Raw genomic sequence first — 19,992 nt, forward strand, 5'->3', positions numbered from 1 at the left:
ACGCCGAACCCGGAAGCTGGGCAGATCCTTCACCGAACGGAGAGCACCCGCCTTGGATTGGCCCACCCTGCTGACTCGCGAACGCCTTGGTAAACCCCTGCACAGCCCGGAAGAACTGGGCCGTAGCCCGTTTCATAAAGATCACGACCGCATTATCTTCTCAGGTGCATTCCGGCGCCTGGGCCGCAAGACCCAAGTGCATCCGGTATCGAGCAACGACCATATCCACACGCGCCTGACCCATTCACTGGAAGTCAGTTGCGTTGGCCGCTCCCTTGGCATGCGCGTAGGCGAGACCCTGCGCAACGCCCTGCCCGACTGGTGCGACCCGAGTGACCTGGGCATGGTGGTGCAATCGGCTTGCCTGGCCCATGACATCGGCAACCCGCCTTTCGGGCATTCCGGCGAAGATGCCATTCGCCACTGGTTTCAGCAGGCGGCGGGCCGTGGCTGGCTGGACGACATGACCAGTGCCGAACGCAATGACTTCCTCAATTTCGAAGGCAATGCCCAGGGCTTTCGGGTACTGACCCAGCTGGAATACCACCAGTTCGACGGTGGCACGCGGCTGACCTACGCCACCTTGGGCACCTACCTGAAATACCCCTGGACCGCCCGTCACGCCGACTCGCTGGGCTACAAGAAACACAAGTTCGGCTGTTACCAGAGCGAGCTGCCGATTCTTGAGCAGATCGCCCACAAACTCGGGCTGCCACAACTGGAAGAGCAACGCTGGGCGCGTCACCCACTGGTTTACCTGATGGAAGCCGCGGACGATATCTGCTACGCGCTGATCGACCTGGAAGACGGGCTGGAGATGGACCTGCTGGAGTATGCCGAGGTCGAATCGCTGCTGCTCGACCTTGTGGGCGACGACCTGCCACAGACCTATCGACAGTTGGGCCCGCTGGACTCCCGCCGCCGCAAACTGGCTATCTTGCGCGGCAAGGCGATCGAGCACCTGACCAACGCTGCGGCACGCGCGTTTGTCGAACAGCAGGACGCCCTGCTGGCTGGCACCCTGCCTGGCGATCTGGTCGAGCACATGCATGGGCCTGCCAAGCGTTGCGTACTGGATGCCAAAGACATGGCGCGCAAGAAAATTTTCCAGGACAAGCGCAAGACCTTGCATGAAATCGGGGCCTACACCACCCTGGAAATCCTGTTGAACGCGTTTTGCGGTGCAGCCCTGGAACAACATGGCGGGCGCACGCCGTCGTTCAAGAACCGCCGCATCCTCGACTTGCTGGGCAATAGTGCACCGGACCCTGCCTGGTCATTGCATGCCTCGTTTCTGCGCATGATCGACTTCATCGCCGGCATGACTGACAGTTACGCCACCGAGATGGCACGCGAGATGACTGGCCGTTCCAGCCCTCAATAAGCGTCGAATCCAGCAGCCTGTTCCCTGAAGAGAATTACCCTACGAAGGGAACAGAGCGGCCTGATCGAATTCGTACAGGCACCCGAAGAATAATCACGCGCGTTCCTCGCGGGCCTGGCAAACAATTCCTACACCCCATCGATGCTTGACTCACTGCGTGCTCCCTATGCCCAGACACTCTCTTCGTATTCTTGTGGTGGAAGATCATCCCTTTCAACTCCTGGCCACCCAATGCCTGCTCAAAAGCTTCGGTTTCAGTCAACTGATGCCGGTGGAAAATGCCGAACAAGCCATCCGGACGATGACCCAATCCGAATTACCCTTCGACCTGATGCTCTGCGACCAGTGCCTGCCTGACTTACCCGGGCTCGAATTGATAGAAATAGCCAGCCGTGGCCGTTTTATCAGCAGTGCGATTCTGCTCAGTGGGTTACCTGCCACCGAGTTGAGTAACCTGGCCACACAAGCTGCGCAGCGAGGCCTGCCCGTATTAGGGTATCTGTCCAAGCCATTGAACAAAGATGAACTTGAAAGACTATTAAATCGATAAATGTAGGACGTTAAACATATCAGCTGATGAAAAACGACGCTAAGTGCACCGTAAACTCCCTGCTACCTTCATTCATTGAATTCGCCTGCAAAACTCCCGTCCTCCCATTCACAATCACCCTATAGCTGGTAGGCGCATGCCTTTTTTTATGTAGGATCTTTCTTGTTTTATATCTACGCCGTGGGCATTGATCCTCCTCACCCGTCTTCTGAGCTAATGTGCCCGCTTTATTTGCATCGGCGCGGAGCGTGATTATGAATACGGTTTTTATTATTGACGACCATCCTGTTATACGACTGGCCATTAGAATGCTACTTGAACATGAAGGTTACAAAGTAGTTGGCGAAACAGACAATGGTTGCGATGCCATACAAATGGTCCGCGAGTGTCTCCCGGATCTGGTTATTCTCGATATCAGCATCCCGAAACTTGATGGTCTCGAAGTACTTTGCCGTTTCAACGCAATGAATACTTCGATGAAAACGCTGGTGCTCACGGCCCAGTGCCCTACCTTGTTTGCAACACGCTGCATGCGCTCGGGTGCTGAAGGCTATGTCTGCAAGGAAGGTGACCTCAGCGAGCTGCTGAGTGCGATCCGTGCGGTACTGTCCGGTTACAACTATTTCCCCAGCCAGGCATTGAATGGCAACGGCAGCGAAGGCGTGGACACGCAGGAGTTGGAATTATTCAAAACAGTCAACGATCGAGAGTTGATGGTCTTACAACTTTTTGCCCAAGGGCGAACTAATAAAGAAATAGCCAAAGGCATGTTCTTGAGCAATAAAACAGTCAGCACTTATAAAAAGAGGCTCATGCAGAAGCTCAAAGCCAAATCCTTGGTAGAACTCATCGAGATGGCAAAACGAAACGCGCTAGTGTGAGAAAGCGGATGCCCAGTCGTATAAAGGACTATCTGATTGTAATAAGTGCCGGTTTGTGCTTCAGCACTGCCGTGTTCGCACAATACCAACCCGAGCCGGAACATTTCACTTTATTAAGTCGTGCAGGAACCGTTCAACTCGACATTCAACTGGACAGAGCACAGCGCCAGTGGCTGCAGAACAAGCGAGAGCTGGTGCTGGGCACTTCCGCACCTGACTACCCCCCTTTCGACCTCACTTCCAGCGGCCATGATTATGAAGGCCTCACCGCTGATTACGCCGGGCTGCTGTCCAAGGCTCTCTCCTTGCCGGTCAAGGTCGTGCGCTACGCTTCCCGCAAGGCCTCCATCCAAGCCTTGGAAGCGGGTGACATTGATCTGCTGGGTTCCTCGAACGGCTTTGAGGCCGCAAACCCTAAACTCATCCTGTCCGCGCCGTATGCCGTGGACCAGCCTGTGCTGGTCACTCGCGAGGGTGAAACCCGCAGTCTCAACGATGGCCTGGCGGGACTGCGCCTGAGCCTCGTCTATCATTACCTGCCCCTGAGCGAAGTGGAAAAGCTGTACCCCAACGCGGTCATTCGCGCCTATCCCTCGTATCAAAATGCCTTGAATGCGGTGGCCTTCGACCAGGCGGATGTGTTTCTGGGCGACACCATTTCCACCCATTACATGATCAACAAGGGCTATCTCAAGAATATCCACATGGCTAACTTCGGCAAACATGAGGCCTTCGGTTTCAGCTTTGCACTGCGCCAGGACCAGCACATCCTCTTGAGCATTATCGACTCGGTACTGGCAGCCGTGCCCACCAACGAACGGGACAGCATCGCCAAGCGCTGGAGTGCCGGTAGCGACATCCTGCTGACCGACAAGAAACTGCAACTGACCCAACGCGAGGAACGCTGGCTGAAACAGCATCCCGTGGTGAAGGTCGTGGTGAACGAAACCTTTGCGCCGCTGACTTTCTTCGATGCGGACGGCAACTTCCGCGGCATTACCGCCGACCTCCTGGAGTTGATTCGCTTGCGCACCGGCCTGCGTTTCGTGATCCAGAGCGGGCGCGAAGTCAACAACATGATCGAGCAAGTCACCAGCGGCAAAGTGGATATGATCGGCGCCATCGTGCCCAGCAACGAAAGGGAAACACAGCTCAACTTCAGCCGCCCCTATCTGGAAAACTCCTACGTACTGCTGACACGCAAGGAGCCGGGGGCGCCCTTGAGCCTTGAGCAGATGGCTGGAAAACGCCTGGCCATAACCCAGGGCAACCCGCTGGCCAGCACCTTGAGCAAGGACTTCCCACAGGTCCACCTGGTGGAAACCAGCGACACCTTCAAAGCATCGGAACTGCTCGCACAAGGCCATGTGGACGGCGCCGTGAATTCGCTGGTGATCGCCAACTATTTCCTCTCCTCGCAGGTCTTCCAGGACAAACTGCAGATCAGCAGCACAATAGGCACGGTTCCGGCCACATTCGCCTTGGCCACATCACGCCACGCCACCGAACTGAGTTCAATCCTCGACAAAGCGCTGCTCAGTATCGCCCCGGACGAAATGGGCGTGATCAACAGCCGCTGGCGTGGCTACACCGCTGCGTCCGACAGCTATTGGCGCAACTACCATCAACTGATCGCCCGGATCGTTATCGGCACCGGGTTGTTGCTGTTGATCTCCTTGACCTGGAACGCCTACATGCGCCGCCAGATCAAGCATCGGAAAATGGCCGAGCGCGCCCTCAACGACCAGTTCGAGTTCATGCGTGCATTGGTCAATGAAACCCCGCACCCGATCTACGTACGTGATCGCAAGGGCCTGTTGCAGACCTGCAACGACAGTTACCTCCAGGTGTTCGACGTCAAGCGTGAAGACGTCATCGGCAAGAGCGCGATCCAGATGAGCATGGCCCTTGAATCGGAGGCGGCGCAGTATCACGCCGACTATCAGCGAGTAGTCGCCGAAGGTAACCCGCTGATTCTGGATCGCACGCTGCATATCCACGACAAGAAACTGACCATCTACCACTGGATCCTGCCTTACCGCGACTCCACCGGCGAAGTCCAAGGCATCATCGGTGGCTGGATCGACATCAGTGAACGGCGCCAACTGTTTGATGAACTGCGCGCGGCCAAGGAGCGCGCCGACGAAGCCAACCGCGCCAAGAGCACGTTCCTTGCCACCATGAGCCATGAGATCCGCACGCCGATGAACGCCGTGATCGGTATGCTCGAACTGACACTCAAGCGCGCTGACCAAGGGCATCTGGATCGACCGGCCATCGAAGTGGCGTACAACTCGGCCAAGGACCTGCTGGAACTGATCGGCGATATTCTGGACATCGCACGCATTGAGTCCGGCCGTCTCAGCCTCGCCCCGGAACGCGTCAACCTGCGGGACGTGATTGAGTCCGTGGTACGCGTCTTCGACGGGCTTGCACGCCAGAAAACCCTCAGCCTGTTGCTGGAGTTCAAACCCGACCTGACTGACATCGAGGTCCAGATTGACCCGCTGCGCTTCAAGCAAGTGCTGTCCAACCTGGTGAGCAACGCGATCAAGTTCACCGAACGCGGGCAGGTGAAGATCAAAGTGGAAGTGCTGCCTGCTCAAGCACCGGAACAGGTCGAGCTCAAACTGGTGGTGGAGGACACCGGCATCGGTATCAGCAGGGACGACCAGTTACGCTTGTTCGAACCGTTCGCCCAAGCGGACAACTCGGGGCATCTGGCCAGGAGCGGCGCGGGGCTGGGGTTGGTGATCTGTCGCAGCCTGTGCGCAATGATGGGCGGTCAGTTAAGCCTCAGCAGCGTGCCCATGGTCGGCACCCAGGTGCATGTCAGCCTGAAGATGCCGCGCCTGCACAGGCAGAACCAGGTCGGTGAAATAACGCCGGTGGCGGCCGCCCCTACTCCGGTACTCAACGTGCTGGTGGTGGATGACCACCCGGCCAATCGCTTGCTGATGTGCCAGCAACTGGGTTATCTGGGCCACCAGTTCACCGCCGCCGAACACGGTGCGGCCGGTTTCCAGGCGTGGCGCCAGGAACATTTCGATCTGGTGATCGCCGACTGCAACATGCCCATCATGAATGGCTACGAGTTGAGCCGCTCGATCCGCGAGTACGAACAGCGTGAACAACTGCCGCCCTGCGTGGTATTGGGCTTTACCGCCAATGCTCAACCGGAGGAACGACAACGATGCGTGCAGGCGGGTATGAACGACTGCCTGTTCAAACCCATCAGCCTCACGGTGTTGGAGCGGCAACTGGCGCACATCGCCCCTCAACCTGCAGGCCCGTGTTTGAACCTGGAATGCCTGGAGGCCCTGACCGGCGGCGACCCGCAATTAAGTCGACGCCTGCTGGAGGAGCTGTTGAACAGCAGTCAGCACGACCGCCACGAACTCATGGGCCTGCTGACTCGACAAGCCCCGCGCCAGGACATCATCGAGCAAGCCCACAAAATCAAAGGAGCCGCCCGTATCGTTCAAGCCCATGCACTGGCGGGGCAATGCGAAGCCCTCGAGCAAGCCTGCTCGCGGAGCGAAGATCGCCCCGTGATCGAAGCCGGTATCAAAGCCCTGGAAAAACTGATGCTGGAGCTGGAAAGGATGTTGCAAACGCAACTTCATGACCTGGATCGCCAATAAGAGGCAGGGTTCAGTCAAGCGTAAGTCGCCATCTGCAGGAGCGAGCTTGCTCGCGAAAAACGTCAACGATAACGCGGGTGTCCTGGATGAACGCGGCGCGTATGAGTTTTCGCGAGCTAGCTCGCCTCTACAAAAAAGCCTTGACCTGGCATGGGGGTTCGCCCCCGCCTCGTTTGTTCAGCAATCAGTCAAGCGCAGGAAAATCGCCGCCAACTGTTCAATCCCAACCTGGTCCTGAGGCGTAAAACGGGCCAGCGACGGGCTGTCGAGGTCGAGTACGCCAATCAACCGGTTGTTCTTGACCAGAGGCACCACCAACTCGCTGTTGGAAGCGCTGTCGCACGCAATGTGCCCAGGGAACGCGTGCACATCCTCCACCCGCTGGGTTTGCCGTGAAGCCGCAGCCGCACCACACACACCACGACCGAACGGAATTCGCACACAGGCGATCTGCCCCTGGAAGGGCCCCAGCACCAGCTCTTCATTACGATTGAGGTAGAAACCCGCCCAGTTCAGATCATCCAGCTGGTTGAACAGGAACGCGGAAAACTGCGCACTGTTGGCGATGAAATCACGCTCATCGGCCAACAGCGACTCCAGTTGCGCGCAGAGCATGGCGTAGCCATCAAGGCCGATACCTGCCTGTTGTAAATCGATCATGGTTGACGTTCCAGCAATTTGAGACCTACCCAGTAACGGGCAAATTGATAGGCACACCGGCCATTGCGGTTGCCGCGTCCGGTAGCCCAGCGTACGGCGAGGATATCGAGCGCTTCATCGCGCTGCCACTGCAAACCGGCTTTACTGGCCAGCTCACCGATCCAGTGCTCCACCACATCCAGGAAGTGCTCCTGTGTAAACGGGTAAAACGACAGCCACAAGCCAAAACGGTCAGACAAGGCGATCTTGTCCTCAACGGCCTCGCTCGGGTGCAGCTCGCCGTCTACGCGCTTCCAGTTGTCGTTATCGCTCTGGTTTTCCGGCACCAGATGGCGGCGGTTGGAGGTGGCGTACAGCAACACGTTTTCCGGCGCCTGCTCCAATGAGCCGTCGAGTACGCTTTTGAGCACACGGTAATCACCTTCACCGGCTTCGAACGACAGGTCGTCACAGAACAGGATGAAACGTTGCGGCAGCTTGAGCAGTTGCTCGACCACACGCGGCAGGTCGGCCAGGTGATCGCGCTCGATCTCGATCAGGCGCAAACCCGCCTTGGCGTGGTGGGCCAGCAACGCGCGCACCATGGACGATTTGCCGGTGCCGCGCGAGCCCCACAGCAACGCATGGTTGGCGGGCAGGCCTTCGATAAATTGTTGGGTGTTGCGGGCCAATTGCTCACGTTGCCTGTCAACACCGATCAGATCGGACAGGCGCATGTCCAGGCTGACGTCCAGCGGCAACAGGAAGCCTGTACGGCCCTCACGCTGCCAGCGGGCGGCCAGGCATTGGTTCCAGTCGATCGCTTGGCGTGGCGCGGGCAACAAGGGCTCCAGGCGCGCGAGCACCGCATCGGCCCGTTCAAGAAAGGCATTCAATCGAGAATCCACAATTTTTCCTCTGGCAAGTTCTTGCAAAAGATGGCGTATTGGCAACCCTGCGGGCGACCGCACGAGTCTGCGTAAAAAACGATTTATGCCGGGTAAGCCAGAGCCTGTGGATGTTCAGCTATGCTTGCCGGGCGAAGGGAAACGTGAAGTGGTTCAACACTCGATGGATATCAAGTTCGCCCACCGCTTGTCTTATAAACAAGCCAGATTGACTGTGCTGGTCGGTTTCGTCTTGGGAACCCTGCTCAGCCTGATCCAAATCGGTATTGATTATGCCAGCGAAGACGCATCCATCAACCGTGAAATACGTTCGCTGATCGAAATCAGCCATAACCCCGCCTCACGTATCGCCTACAACATCGATGCCGAGCTCGCCCAGGAGCTGACCCTGGGTCTGTTGCACTCCCCTGCCATCACCCACGCGCAGTTGATCGACAACAACGGTGTGGTGCTGGCAGACGTGGGCCGCCCGCCCAGGGAAAGCAGCTACAGGCCGCTCAGTGATTTTCTGTTTGGCGCCAGTCGTCAGTTCGAAGACCGGTTGTTCCTGAGCCATATGCCCAATGACTCGCTTGGGGTGCTGCGACTGGACGTAGACACCTACGCCTTTGGTAGCCGTTTCCTGCACCGCGCCGAGATCACCCTGCTCAACGGCTTTGCCCGTAGCCTGCTGCTGACCGGCATACTGCTGGCGTTGTTCTATGTCATGTTGACCCAGCCGCTGGTACGCATTATTCGCGCCTTGAGCACCAGTAAGCAGACCCACCTGGAATGCCCGCCCGGGCACGAAAACGACGAAATCGGCGTACTGGTGAATGTCGCCAACCAGCAGTTCGAAAACATGCAGACCGAAATCCAGCAGCGCCGTCACGCTGAAGACCGTCTCACTGAATACCTCGGACAACTGGAAGATATCGTCTCTGCGCGGACCCTTGAACTCAAAGCCAGCAACCAACGCTTGAGCCAATCCAACGATGAACTGGAAGCCGCAAAAATGACCGCCCTGGGCATGGCCCAGGCACGAGCGGCCTTCCTGGCCAATATGAGCCACGAAATCCGCACACCGCTGAACGGCCTGCTGGGGATGATCGCCCTGTCCCTGGACAGCCCGTTGAACGCCGAGCAGCGCCAGCAACTGTCCATCGCCCATGATTCGGGCAAAGTGCTGGTGGAACTGCTCAACGATATCCTCGACCTGTCCAAGTTCGACGCAGGCCAGTTGGAGCTGGAGCACATCCCGTTCGACCTCGGCTCACTGGTGGAAGACACCGCTAACTTGCTGTCGCAGAACGCCGCTCCAAGTGTCGAGCTGACCTGCCTGATCGACCCTCAATTCCCCGCCCAGGTCATTGGCGACCCGACTCGCGTACGCCAAATCGTCAGCAACCTGCTCTCTAACGCGTTGAAGTTCACGCGCTTCGGCCGGGTCGACGTACGCCTGCGCGCCCAAGCAGACCGGGTAAGCATTGAAGTGTGCGACACCGGCATCGGCATTGCCCAGGAAGCACAGGTGAAGATCTTCCAGCCGTTCACTCAGGCGGGCGCCGGCATCACCCGTCAGTTCGGCGGCACCGGGCTGGGCCTGGCATTGACCTACAACCTGTGCGAAGCGATGAAGGGACGCCTGACTATCAGCTCGGAGGTTGGGTTTGGCAGCCAGTTCTGTGCCGATCTTCCGTTACCCACACATTTGCCGGCCACACGCCATGCCCCGCTCACGGGCGAAGTCATTGCCATCACCAACGCGGGCAGCGGCCTGACCGAACTGCTCACCACGCTGCTACCCCACTGGGGACTGACACCGCGCTGCTATTCCCAGGACGATGATATGAGCGGCCAAACCCCGGACCTGCTGATCACGGACTGCCCCGAGTGCCTGTTCCGCCTGCGCCCGACGATCAGTTCGCCGATTCTGGTGGTGACTGCCTATGGCAACTTCATGCCCAGTGAGGAAGTGGCCGCCCTTGCGCCGTTGCAGCAACAGGCACGCCCGTTGAGCCGCAACGCGTTGTACCAGATCCTGCAACGTAACCTGCATTGCGGCACGCCCTTGATCCAGGCCCCGGTCCAGGTGGAAGCCGCCCCTCTTGCTCACCGGGCGCGCATCCTGCTGGTGGAAGACAATCCGGTCAATCAACTGGTGGCCAAGGGCATGCTCAGCAAAATGGGGTGCAAGGTCATCGTCGCCGCCCATGGTGGCGAAGCACTCAAGCTTCTTGAAGATCAGGGCTTCGACATGGTGCTGATGGACTGCAACATGCCGGTGATGGACGGCTACGAGGCGAGTCGGCAGATTCGTCGCAGCGGGCGTTGGCCGGACTTGCCCATCGTCGCCTTGACCGCCAATGCAATGTCCGAAGAGCGCGAGCGTTGCCGGGCAGCGGGGATGAACGACTATCTGGCCAAGCCGTTTCGCCGTGAAGAACTCAACGCATTGCTGGACCTGTGGGTGCCTAAGACGTCGCCCCTTTGAGCTGCGCCAGCAACTGGTCCAGCCCATCGCGCAGGGCATCGGCCTGATTCAGGTCAATGCCACTGTCGCACAGTAAACGGGTTTTCAAGCTCTGGGTCTGGTCACGCAATTGCACACCGGCTTCACTCAGCCTCAGGTGCACTTCCCGCTCATCCTTGGCGCTGCGCTGACGCCTCACCAGTGCAAGCTGCTCAAGCCGCTTGAGCAACGGCGTCAGCGTGCCCGAATCCAGCATCAGTCGTTCACCCAGAGCCTTGACCGTAGGTTGCGCCGGTGCAGCGTCGTGCCATTCCCACAACACCAGCATTACCACGTATTGCGGATAGGTCAGGCCCAACTGCTCCAGCATCGGCTTATAGGCTCGGGTAACCGCCCGTGAGGCGGCGTAGAGTTTGAAACATAACTGGTTGTCCAGGGCCAGGGACACGGCAGGCAAATCGCTCATTTGAGCAACGCTTCGATCTCTTGGGTCAGGTCCTCAGGCTTGGTGGTCGGGGCAAAACGCTTGACCACCTGACCGTTGCGACCGATGAGGAACTTGGTGAAGTTCCACTTGATGCCCTTGGAACCGAGCAGGCCAGGCGCCTGTTTTTTCAGTTGAACAAACAAAGGGTGAGCATCGCTGCCATTGACGTCGATCTTCTTGAACAGCGGGAAACTCACGCCGAAGTTCAACTCGCAAAACTCGGATATTGCCCCTTCGTTGCCCGGCTCCTGCTTGCCGAACTGGTTGCAGGGAAAACCCAGCACCACCAGCCCCAGGTCTTTGTACTGCTGCCAGAGTTGCTCCAACCCTTTGTACTGCGGTGTGAAACCACATTTGCTGGCGGTATTGACCACCAGGATGGCCTTGCCGGCAAAATCGGCCAAGGTCTTCTGCTCGCCCTTGATGGTGGTGCAAGGGATGCTCAGCAGGTTGTCGCTCATGGCTATGCCTCGATTCAAATGGAGAGAGTTAAAACATAGCGGTCAATTAAATTGCGTGCAATTTAATTGACCGTATTGATACCTCTTCATAGGCCGCCCTCGCGAGATTCGCGAGGGCGGTTCAGACGTCAGCGCGGCACCAGATCCAGGCACACCGAGTTGATGCAGTAACGCAGGCCAGTCGGGGGTGGGCCGTCCGGGAACACATGGCCCAGATGGGCATCACATTTGGCGCAGGTGACTTCGGTACGGATCATGCCGTGGCTGACGTCGCGGATCTCGATCATCGCGCTGTCGGCAATCGGCGCGTAGAAGCTCGGCCAGCCGCAGCCCGAATCGAATTTCGTGGTGGAGTCGAACAGCGGCTCATTGCAGCAGATGCAGTGGTATACGCCGTCAGTCTTGGTGCCATTGTATTTGCCGCTGAAAGGTCGCTCGGTGCCCTTGAGACGGCACACGTTGTACTGCTCTGGATCGAGCATCGCCTTCCATTCATCAACGGTTTTCTGCAACTTTTCCATCGGTACACCTCGGCAACTGAAAAACCCTGATCTGTGTCTTTTCCATGGATCAGGCGGCACGTATGATTGCGCCTCTTCAAAACGCCAGTCTGGCACCCACGCTACCGGCATTCAAACGTATTTATGGGTGCGGGCCTCGCTGGATTCACAGTACGGTAGTGTCCACGCCGTCTGGATCGTTCATTTTCAGGATCACATCGCCATGCAGGTCAGCAAATCGAACAAGCTCGCCAACGTCTGCTACGACATTCGCGGCCCAGTGCTCAAGCACGCCAAACGCCTGGAAGAGGAAGGCCATCGCATCCTCAAGCTGAACATTGGCAACCCGGCGCCCTTTGGTTTCGAAGCGCCGGACGAAATTCTCCAGGATGTGATCCGCAACCTGCCGACCGCCCAGGGCTACAGCGACTCCAAGGGTCTGTTCAGCGCACGTAAAGCGGTGATGCAGTACTACCAGCAGAAGCAGGTCGAAGGGGTCGGCATCGAAGACATCTACCTGGGCAACGGGGTGTCCGAGCTGATCGTGATGTCCATGCAGGCCCTGCTCAACAATGGCGACGAAGTGCTGGTGCCGGCGCCGGATTACCCGCTGTGGACCGCCGCCGTGACCCTGGCCGGCGGCCACCCAGTGCACTATCTGTGTGACGAAGGCGCCGACTGGTTCCCGGACCTGGCCGATATCAAGGCCAAGATCACCCCGAACACCAAGGCCCTGGTAATCATCAACCCGAACAACCCTACGGGCGCTGTGTACTCCAGGGAGGTGCTGCTGGGCATGCTTGAGCTGGCACGCCAACATAACCTGGTGGTGTTCTCCGACGAGATCTACGACAAGATCCTCTATGACGACGCCGTGCACGTGTGCACCGCCTCGCTGGCGCCGGACCTGCTGTGCCTGACCTTCAACGGTCTGTCCAAGTCCTACCGCGTAGCCGGTTTCCGTTCCGGCTGGATCGCCATCTCCGGCCCCAAGCACAACGCACAGAGCTACATCGAAGGCATCGACATGCTGGCCAACATGCGTCTATGCGCCAATGTGCCGAGCCAGCATGCGATCCAGACAGCCCTCGGTGGGTATCAGAGCATCAATGACCTGGTGTTGCCCCAAGGCCGCCTGCTGGAGCAACGCAACCGCACCTGGGAGTTGCTCAACGCGATTCCTGGCGTCAGTTGCGTAAAGCCCATGGGAGCGCTGTACGCCTTCCCGCGGATCGACCCGAAAGTGTGCCCGATCCTCAACGACGAGAAGTTCGTGCTCGACCTGTTGCTGTCGGAAAAGCTGCTGGTGGTCCAGGGCACCGCGTTCAACTGGCCATGGCCTGATCACTTCCGCGTGGTGACCTTGCCGCGCGTGGATGACCTGGACATGGCCATTGGTCGCATCGGCAACTTCCTCAAGTCCTATCGCCAGTAACGGTTCTATCGCTGTGCGACCCTCATTCGGTCGTACAGCGAGTATCTGGCAACACTTCTTTGCCCTTCCCCTCCGCCCTCCCCGGGACTGCTCCCAAGGAGTCGGCAAGTCCCTATAATTACGGGGCGGCAGGGCAGAATTGCGGTGATGAGGGCAAGCTTGGCGGGTCGGAAAATCCTTTCAGGGCTCTACATTCAGGCTGTAGGACACAGTTTGAAATAGTCCCTCGGTTGAATCACCCCATCCCGCACCTTATATACCCCGCAGTACGCGACATATTAAGCATGAGGAGAACTCTACAACCATGATGCGCATCCTGCTGTTCTTGGCCACTAACCTGGCGGTCGTGCTGATTGCCAGCATCACCCTGAGCCTTTTCGGCTTCAACGGGTTCATGGCGGCCAACGGGGTTGACCTGAACCTCAATCAGCTGCTGGTTTTCTGTGCGGTCTTTGGTTTCGCCGGCTCGCTGTTCTCGCTGTTCATCTCCAAGTGGATGGCGAAGATGAGCACCAGCACCCAGGTCATCACCCAGCCACGTACCCGGCATGAGCAATGGTTGCTGCAGACCGTGGAGCAACTGTCCCGTGACGCCGGCATCAAGATGCCCGAGGTGGGGATTTTCCCGGCTTACGAGGCCAATGCCTTCGCCACCGGCTGGAACAAGAACGACGCGCTCGTTGCGGTGAGCCAGGGCATGCTGGAACGCTTCTCGTACGACGAAGTGAAAGCGGTGCTGGCCCACGAGATCGGCCACGTGGCCAACGGTGACATGGTCACACTGGCATTGGTGCAAGGGGTGGTGAACACCTTCGTGATGTTCTTTGCGCGAATCATCGGCAACTTTGTCGACAAGGTGATCTTCAAGAACGAAGAAGGCCGTGGCATCGCCTATTACGTGGCGACCATCTTTGCTGAACTGGTACTGGGCTTCCTGGCCAGCGCAATCACAATGTGGTTCTCGCGCAAACGGGAATTCCGTGCAGACGAAGCCGGCGCCCGCCTGGCCGGCACCGGGGCAATGATCGCAGCGCTGCAACACCTGCGCTCCGAACAGGGCCTGCCGGTACACATGCCGGACAGCCTGACCGCATTCGGCATCAACGGGGGCATCAAACAGGGCATGGCTCGCCTGTTCATGAGCCACCCGCCACTGGAAGAGCGTATCGACGCATTGCGCCGTCGCGGCTGATTGCCAGTAACGTAAAAAAGGGGCGATTGTATCGCCCCTTTTTCGTGGCCGCGGTTTATACCTTGGATAACCGATAGGCGCGTTCCTCAAGGCGAGTCACGCCATCCTGCACAAACTTCCAGCTCTCACCCAGGATGTCCTGCTCTTCCAGCACCTCCAGCGTCCATTGCTCACCCAACAGCTCCCGCACCTCCTCATCCGGCACCGCAAACGGCGGCCCGGCCTTTTGCAGTTGATCGTAATCGAGGGTGATCAACAGTCCCTGGCAACCAGGGCGCAGCAAGGTGTTCAGATGCTCGGCGTACTGCGCACGCATCAACGGCGGCAACGCGATCAGTGCGGCACGATCATACAGCGCAGTGCAATCAGCCAGCGGCTCGGCGCCCAAGGCAAAAAAATCGCCACACCAGATCTCGATCGAATCCGCTTGATACACCTTGAACACACCCTGCGCGCTGATGCGCGGGGTCAGGTTCTGCTCGCTGAAAAACGCCTCAACCGCCTGCTCCGACAGCTCCACCCCCAGCACCCGCAACCCTTGGCTCGCCAACCACATCACGTCCAGGCTCTTGCCACACAGCGGCACCAGCACCTTGGAGCCTTCAGCGAGGCCCAATAGTGGCCAGTGCCGTTGCAGATAAGCGTTGACCTGCGGCGAGTGAAAGCCGATCTGATTGTGCGCCCAGCGCTCCCGCCAAAACTTGGGTTCCATGGATCACCCTGAAAATTCGATTAAAAGGGGCTAAAACTTATATTAGATTTAGATCAATGAACTGATTGAAGATGGGCCATGTTAACGCTCAGGACCCCGACTTATGCTGCCTAGCCTGTTTATTTCTCATGGTTCCCCCATGCTTGCCCTGCAACCCGGCGCCAGCGGCCCGGCCCTCCAACGCCTGGCCGCCGAACTGCCGCGACCGAAAGCGATTGTGGTGGTGTCGGCGCACTGGGAAAGCCAAGAGTTGCTGGTCAGTGGCAGTGCTGCCCCGGAAACCTGGCATGACTTCGGCGGCTTCCCGCGCGAGCTATTTGCCGTGCAGTATCCTGCGCCAGGCGACCCGCAATTGGCCAGCCAGATCGTCGAACGGCTGCACGCCGATGGTTTGGTTGCACGCATTGATGAGCGTCGCCCCTATGATCATGGGACATGGGTGCCTTTGTCGTTGATGTATCCGGCGGCGGATATCCCGGTAGTCCAGGTGTCCTTGCCCAGCCACATGGGCCCTGCCTTGCAGACCCGGGTCGGGCATGCCCTCGCCGGCTTGCGTGAACAGGGCATATTGCTGATCGGCTCCGGCAGCATCACCCATAACCTGGGTGAGCTGGACTGGCATGCAGGGCCGCAGAGCATTGAGCCATGGGCGCGGGACTTCCGTGATTGGGTAGTGGACAAGCTTGCCGCCGACGATGAAGCGGCATTGCATGACTACCGCCGTCAGGCACCGAATGCCGTACGCAGCCATCCCAGTGATGAACACCTGCTGCCACTGTACTTTGCGCGCGGCGCCGGAGGTGCATTCAGCGTGGCACACCAAGGCTTCACCATGGGTACGCTGGGCATGGATATCTACCGATTCGGCTGAAGATATAACGGTGGGAGGCTCCCGCTAACGGTGCATCAGTCGCCAACAGGTTGAATGCCCCAGCGCCATCGGGGGCGTGTCAAACCCTCACACCGCCCCGCCCACCGGGCAAAAAAAATCCCCGAACCAGTCGGGGATTTTTTATGTGCGATCAATCAGCCCAGGGGCGGATCAATCTTCGCGGTAGCGACGCAGCTTCAACTGCTTACCGGCAACGCGAGTGTCTTTCAGCTTGGCCAGCAGTTTTTCCAGACCGTCTTCCGGCAGCTCCACGAGGGAGAAGCTGTCACGTACCTGGATACGACCGATCGCTTCACGTGCCAGGCCACCCTCGTTGAGGATAGCGCCCAGCAGGTTCTTGGCAGCGATACCATCACGCGCGCCCAGCGCGGTACGGCAACGAGCACGACCTTCAGCCAATGGAACCGGAGCACGACGCTCACGATCACCACGGTCTGGACGGTCGCCGGTACGCTCTGGACGATCACCGCGTGGCGCGTTGTTCGGCACCAGCGGGCGTTCTTTCTCGATGGCTGCCAGGGTCAGGGCCTGACCGTTGGTTGCTTTACGCAGCAGGGCTGCAGCCAGTGCACGCGGGGTGCAACCGATATCGGCGGTCAGGCGGTCCAGCAGGTCGCCGTGAGTCGATTCAGCATCAGCCACCAGCGGCGACAGGCTGTTGGTCAGCTTCTTGATGCGGGCATCCAGAACAGCCTGGGCATCCGGCAGGCGGACTTCGGCAACTTTCTGGCCGGTTACACGCTCGATGACTTGCAGCATGCGGCGCTCACGTGGAGTCACCAGCAACAGTGCACGGCCTTCGCGACCCGCACGGCCGGTACGGCCAATACGGTGAACGTAGGATTCCGGATCGTACGGCATGTCAACGTTGAACACGTGGGTGATACGTGGAACGTCGAGACCACGGGCAGCCACGTCGGTTGCGACAACGATGTCCAGACGGCCATCCTTGAGGGAGTCGATGACGCGCTCACGTTGGTTCTGGGCGATATCACCGTTCAACGCCGCCGCTTTGTAGCCTTTGGCTTCCAGGGCGCTGGCCAGGTCCAGGGTCGCTTGCTTGGTGCGCACGAACATGATCAGGGCATCGAAGTCTTCGACTTCCAGCAGGCTCAATACAGCCGAGGTCTTCTGGTCAGCGTGAACCAACAGGTGGGCCTGTTCGATCGCGGTAACGGTCTGAGTCTTGGTCTGGATCTTGACGTGCTCCGGATCGCGCAGGTGGCGTTCGGCAATGGCACGGATCGACTGTGGCAGGGTCGCCGAGAACAACACGGTCTGACGGGTTGCAGGCAGTGCCTTGAAGATGACTTCCAGGTCATCCATGAAGCCCAGCTTCAGCATTTCGTCAGCTTCGTCGAGAACCAGGTGGTTCACGGTCGACAATACTTTTTCGTCACGACGCAGGTGGTCGCACAGACGGCCCGGAGTGGCGACAACGATCTGTGCGCCATTACGGATTGCCTTGAGTTGTGGGCCCATAGGCGCGCCGCCGTAAACGGCCACAACGGTTACACCCGGCATTTGCTTGGCGTAGGTTTCAAAGGCGGTTGCTACTTGCAGCGCCAACTCACGAGTTGGCGCCAGGATCAGGGCTTGCGGTTCGCGCTTGGCAGGATCGATGCAATGCAGGATAGGCAGGGCGAAGGCAGCGGTTTTACCGGTACCGGTTTGCGCCTGGCCAATCATGTCTTTGCCGGCCATGATGATCGGGATCGATTGCTGCTGAATCGCCGAAGGCTCTTCGTAGCCGGTCGCTGCGACGGCTGCAAGAATATTCGGGTTAAGATTAAAAGCGGCGAAGCCGCCGGTTTCCTGGGTCATGGGTCTGCCTCTAAGTGCATCCGCAAAGACCCATGCTCCAAAGCTGCGCATGCCGTGTTGAGACTCAAGAGTCGCCCTGGCTGCTTTGTCGGCGGGGATTTGCGAAAACGAATGAATGAAAAAGATTCGTCAAGGAAGAGTCCGCTGTGCGGACGTGCAGCCGAAGCTGACTTCGGGGAATTGCGCTACCTAAACGCGGCCCGGTTAAAGGCCGGCGCGCACTATACCGGAAATACCTGAAAAAGGGAGCTTTTTTTATCGCAAAGCACTGATAAACCGCGCTGTATCACAGCCTTTGCAGATAAGAGCGGCAGGGTCTATTTTTCAAAGGCCCGGCCCTGTTGGTCCAAACACTTAAACGGTTCACCTGCCTATTGAGACCCTTTGGTCTGAAACTCTTCCCTACGCCCGAGGGCACACCGATGAATCAAGCCAGCAGCAGCCGCGTCAGCCGTGCACTCCAGGGTCATGTCCTGCTATTGGGACTGGACCGGGTAGCCAAGCGCAATGCCTTTGACCTGGATCTGCTCAATGAGCTGAGCCTGGCCTATGGCGAATTTGATCGAAATGACGAGGCACGGGTGGCGGTGGTATTCGCCCATGGCGACCACTTCACCGCCGGGCTGGACCTGGCCAATGTCAGCGGTGTGATGGCGGGCGGCTGGCAACCGCCGCTGGGAGGGTGCGATCCCTGGGGCGTGTTCGCAGGCCCCCGCGTGAATAAACCCGTGATCGTCGCCGCCCAGGGTTACTGCCTGACCATCGGTATCGAGTTGATGCTCGCTGCGGATATCAATCTGTGCGCCAGTAACACGCGCTTTGCGCAGATGGAGGTACAACGCGGGATCTTTCCGTTTGGCGGCGCGACACTGCGCTTTCATCAAATCGCCGGATGGGGCAATGCCATGCGCTGGCTGCTCACCGGCGACGAATTCGACGCCCATGAGGCCTTGCGCCTGGGGCTGGTTCAGGAAGTGATGGCCAGCGAAGACCTGCTGCCGCGCGCCATCGAACTCGCCAACCGTATCGCTCGCCAGGCGCCGCTCGGTGTACAGGCCACGTTGATGTCGGCACGCATGGCGCGCAACGAAGGCGAAACCGTTGCGGCCGCTGCGTTACCGCCAATGGTCGAGAAGCTGCTCAACAGCGAAGACGCCAAGGAAGGTGTGCGTGCCATGCTCGAAAAACGCCCCGGCGTGTTCAAGGGTATCTAGTCAGGTCGCCGGTCGAATCATTTTGATCAGCGACTGCAGCGAATAACCCAGGCGCGGCGCCAACGCTTCGGCGCGCGCCGTGAGCGCATTCAGGTCCAGTTCCTGATCCAGCTCCGAAGGCACCAGTAAAATCACATTGCCCTCCTTTACCGGCAACTCCCAGTAATGGCGGTGGTACAACCCACGCAGCAACGCCGCGCCCAGTGGCTTGCCATCGTCCGTGGCCCATTGGTTGATCACCAGCCAACCGCCAGGGTTGAGTTTCTTCTGGCAGTTTTCCAGGAACGTCCAGGCCAGGTGCCCGACGCCCGGACCGACATCGGTGTACAGGTCGACGAAAATCAGGTCGGCCGACTCGGCACTGCCGAGCAATTGCAGGGCGTCGCCAATGCGGATGTACAACCGAGGGTCATCGTCCAACCCCAGGTATTCAATCGCCAGGCGCGGCACATCGGGGCGCAGCTCAATGGCTTCAACATCTTCCAGCGGCAGGAACTTGAGGCACGCCTGGGTCAGCGTACCGGCTCCCAGGCCGAGAAACAGCGCACTCTCCGGCTGCTCATGGCACAGCGCACCGATAAGCATGGCGCGGGTGTAGTCGTACTCCAGCCAGCTCGGGTCGGCGGTGAATACACAGCTTTGCTCGATGGCATCACCAAACTCGAGAAACCGGTAATCGGCCACTTCGAGCACTCGGATCATGCCGAAATCATCATGGACTTCGGCCAACAGGCGCTCGACACGCTCCTCGGTCATCACTACTCCTAAAGGGTCTGCAGCTCGGCAAAGGCGCGATTGTCGACCAAGCGGCAGCAGC

17 protein-coding genes are annotated in these 19,992 nt (G+C 58.8%); 9 read left to right on the forward strand and 8 right to left on the reverse strand.

Going from position 1 to position 19,992, the window contains the following annotated elements; genetic code table 11:
• The first annotated feature begins 52 nt into the window (after positions 1–52).
• The 4 genes from EXW71_RS16885 (at position 53) to EXW71_RS16900 (ending at position 6,459) form a co-directional block, all read left to right on the forward strand.
• Positions 53–1,384 carry a deoxyguanosinetriphosphate triphosphohydrolase gene (locus EXW71_RS16885; protein ID WP_134659860.1) on the forward strand — a complete coding sequence of 444 codons (1,332 nt, stop codon included), beginning with the start codon at positions 53–55 and terminating at the stop codon, positions 1,382–1,384.
• Positions 1,385–1,550: 166 nt separating this feature from the next.
• Positions 1,551–1,934 (forward strand): response regulator, encoded by a 384-nt coding sequence (locus EXW71_RS16890; protein WP_134659858.1) that lies wholly within the window; start codon positions 1,551–1,553, stop codon positions 1,932–1,934.
• Between the two features lie 254 nt (positions 1,935–2,188).
• Positions 2,189–2,815 carry a response regulator transcription factor gene (locus EXW71_RS16895; protein ID WP_123715980.1) on the forward strand — a complete coding sequence of 209 codons (627 nt, stop codon included), beginning with the start codon at positions 2,189–2,191 and terminating at the stop codon, positions 2,813–2,815.
• An 8-nt stretch (positions 2,816–2,823) separates the two neighbouring features.
• Positions 2,824–6,459 (forward strand): transporter substrate-binding domain-containing protein, encoded by a 3,636-nt coding sequence (locus tag EXW71_RS16900; protein WP_134659856.1) that lies wholly within the window; start codon positions 2,824–2,826, stop codon positions 6,457–6,459.
• 177 nt (positions 6,460–6,636) lie between these two features.
• Here EXW71_RS16900 and EXW71_RS16910 read toward each other — a convergent pair whose 3' ends face one another.
• Both EXW71_RS16910 and EXW71_RS16915 read right to left on the reverse strand, forming a co-directional pair.
• Positions 6,637–7,119: a GAF domain-containing protein gene (locus EXW71_RS16910; RefSeq protein WP_134659852.1), complete on the reverse strand. Its 483-nt coding sequence runs from the start codon at positions 7,117–7,119 to the stop codon at positions 6,637–6,639.
• Positions 7,116–8,006, reverse strand: coding sequence for an ATP-binding protein (locus EXW71_RS16915; protein ID WP_134659850.1), 891 nt, complete (start codon positions 8,004–8,006; stop codon positions 7,116–7,118). The genes EXW71_RS16910 and EXW71_RS16915 overlap by 4 nt, the downstream gene beginning before the upstream one ends.
• A 163-nt stretch (positions 8,007–8,169) precedes the next feature.
• On the opposite strand from EXW71_RS16915, the gene EXW71_RS16920 reads away from it, so the two are divergent.
• Positions 8,170–10,479 carry a response regulator gene (locus EXW71_RS16920; protein ID WP_134660025.1) on the forward strand — a complete coding sequence of 770 codons (2,310 nt, stop codon included), beginning with the start codon at positions 8,170–8,172 and terminating at the stop codon, positions 10,477–10,479.
• Here EXW71_RS16920 and EXW71_RS16925 read toward each other — a convergent pair.
• The 3 genes from EXW71_RS16925 to msrB all read right to left on the reverse strand — a co-directional run bounded on the left by EXW71_RS16925 (position 10,460) and on the right by msrB (position 11,927).
• On the reverse strand, positions 10,460–10,924 hold the full coding sequence (locus EXW71_RS16925; RefSeq protein WP_134659848.1) for a MarR family winged helix-turn-helix transcriptional regulator: 465 nt from the start codon (positions 10,922–10,924) through the stop codon (positions 10,460–10,462). The two genes, EXW71_RS16920 and EXW71_RS16925, sit on opposite strands and share 20 nt — an antisense overlap.
• Positions 10,921–11,406, reverse strand: a complete 486-nt coding sequence (locus tag EXW71_RS16930; RefSeq protein WP_134659846.1) for a glutathione peroxidase — start codon at positions 11,404–11,406, stop codon at positions 10,921–10,923. Before EXW71_RS16930 ends, EXW71_RS16925 begins: the two co-directional genes overlap by 4 nt.
• A 128-nt stretch (positions 11,407–11,534) precedes the next feature.
• On the reverse strand, positions 11,535–11,927 hold the full coding sequence (gene msrB, locus EXW71_RS16935) for a peptide-methionine (R)-S-oxide reductase MsrB (RefSeq protein WP_123715975.1): 393 nt from the start codon (positions 11,925–11,927) through the stop codon (positions 11,535–11,537).
• Between the two features lie 202 nt (positions 11,928–12,129).
• On the opposite strand from msrB, the gene EXW71_RS16940 reads away from it, so the two are divergent.
• Together EXW71_RS16940 and htpX are read left to right on the forward strand one after the other, a co-directional pair.
• A complete protein-coding gene (locus tag EXW71_RS16940; RefSeq protein WP_025857865.1) occupies positions 12,130–13,341 on the forward strand; it encodes a pyridoxal phosphate-dependent aminotransferase in 1,212 nt (403 codons plus the stop codon).
• Between the two features lie 304 nt (positions 13,342–13,645).
• Complete coding sequence (gene htpX / locus EXW71_RS16945; RefSeq protein ID WP_060753271.1) at positions 13,646–14,533, forward strand: protease HtpX; 888 nt, start codon at positions 13,646–13,648, stop codon at positions 14,531–14,533.
• Positions 14,534–14,588: 55 nt separating this feature from the next.
• On the opposite strand, the gene EXW71_RS16950 is transcribed toward htpX, so the two are convergent.
• A complete protein-coding gene (locus EXW71_RS16950) occupies positions 14,589–15,245 on the reverse strand; it encodes a thiopurine S-methyltransferase (protein WP_134659844.1) in 657 nt (218 codons plus the stop codon).
• A 103-nt stretch (positions 15,246–15,348) separates the two neighbouring features.
• Between EXW71_RS16950 and EXW71_RS16955 the strand changes: the two genes are divergently transcribed.
• Positions 15,349–16,116 carry a class III extradiol ring-cleavage dioxygenase gene (locus EXW71_RS16955; protein WP_134659841.1) on the forward strand — a complete coding sequence of 256 codons (768 nt, stop codon included), beginning with the start codon at positions 15,349–15,351 and terminating at the stop codon, positions 16,114–16,116.
• A 171-nt stretch (positions 16,117–16,287) separates the two neighbouring features.
• Here EXW71_RS16955 and EXW71_RS16960 read toward each other — a convergent pair whose 3' ends face one another.
• Complete coding sequence (locus tag EXW71_RS16960; RefSeq protein WP_134659839.1) at positions 16,288–17,961, reverse strand: DEAD/DEAH box helicase; 1,674 nt, start codon at positions 17,959–17,961, stop codon at positions 16,288–16,290.
• A 422-nt stretch (positions 17,962–18,383) separates the two neighbouring features.
• Here EXW71_RS16960 and EXW71_RS16970 point away from each other — a divergent pair, with 422 nt between their 5' ends.
• On the forward strand, positions 18,384–19,175 hold the full coding sequence (locus EXW71_RS16970; protein WP_134659837.1) for a crotonase/enoyl-CoA hydratase family protein: 792 nt from the start codon (positions 18,384–18,386) through the stop codon (positions 19,173–19,175).
• Here the strand turns inward: EXW71_RS16970 and EXW71_RS16975 are convergent, their stop codons facing one another.
• Entirely contained in the window at positions 19,176–19,931 is a 756-nt protein-coding gene (locus tag EXW71_RS16975) for a spermidine synthase (protein WP_134659835.1), read from the reverse strand.
• Positions 19,932–19,992: the final 61 nt, after the last annotated feature.

Origin of the sequence: Pseudomonas sp. BCA17, from assembly GCF_004519405.1 — a bacterium.
Classification (GTDB): domain Bacteria; phylum Pseudomonadota; class Gammaproteobacteria; order Pseudomonadales; family Pseudomonadaceae; genus Aquipseudomonas.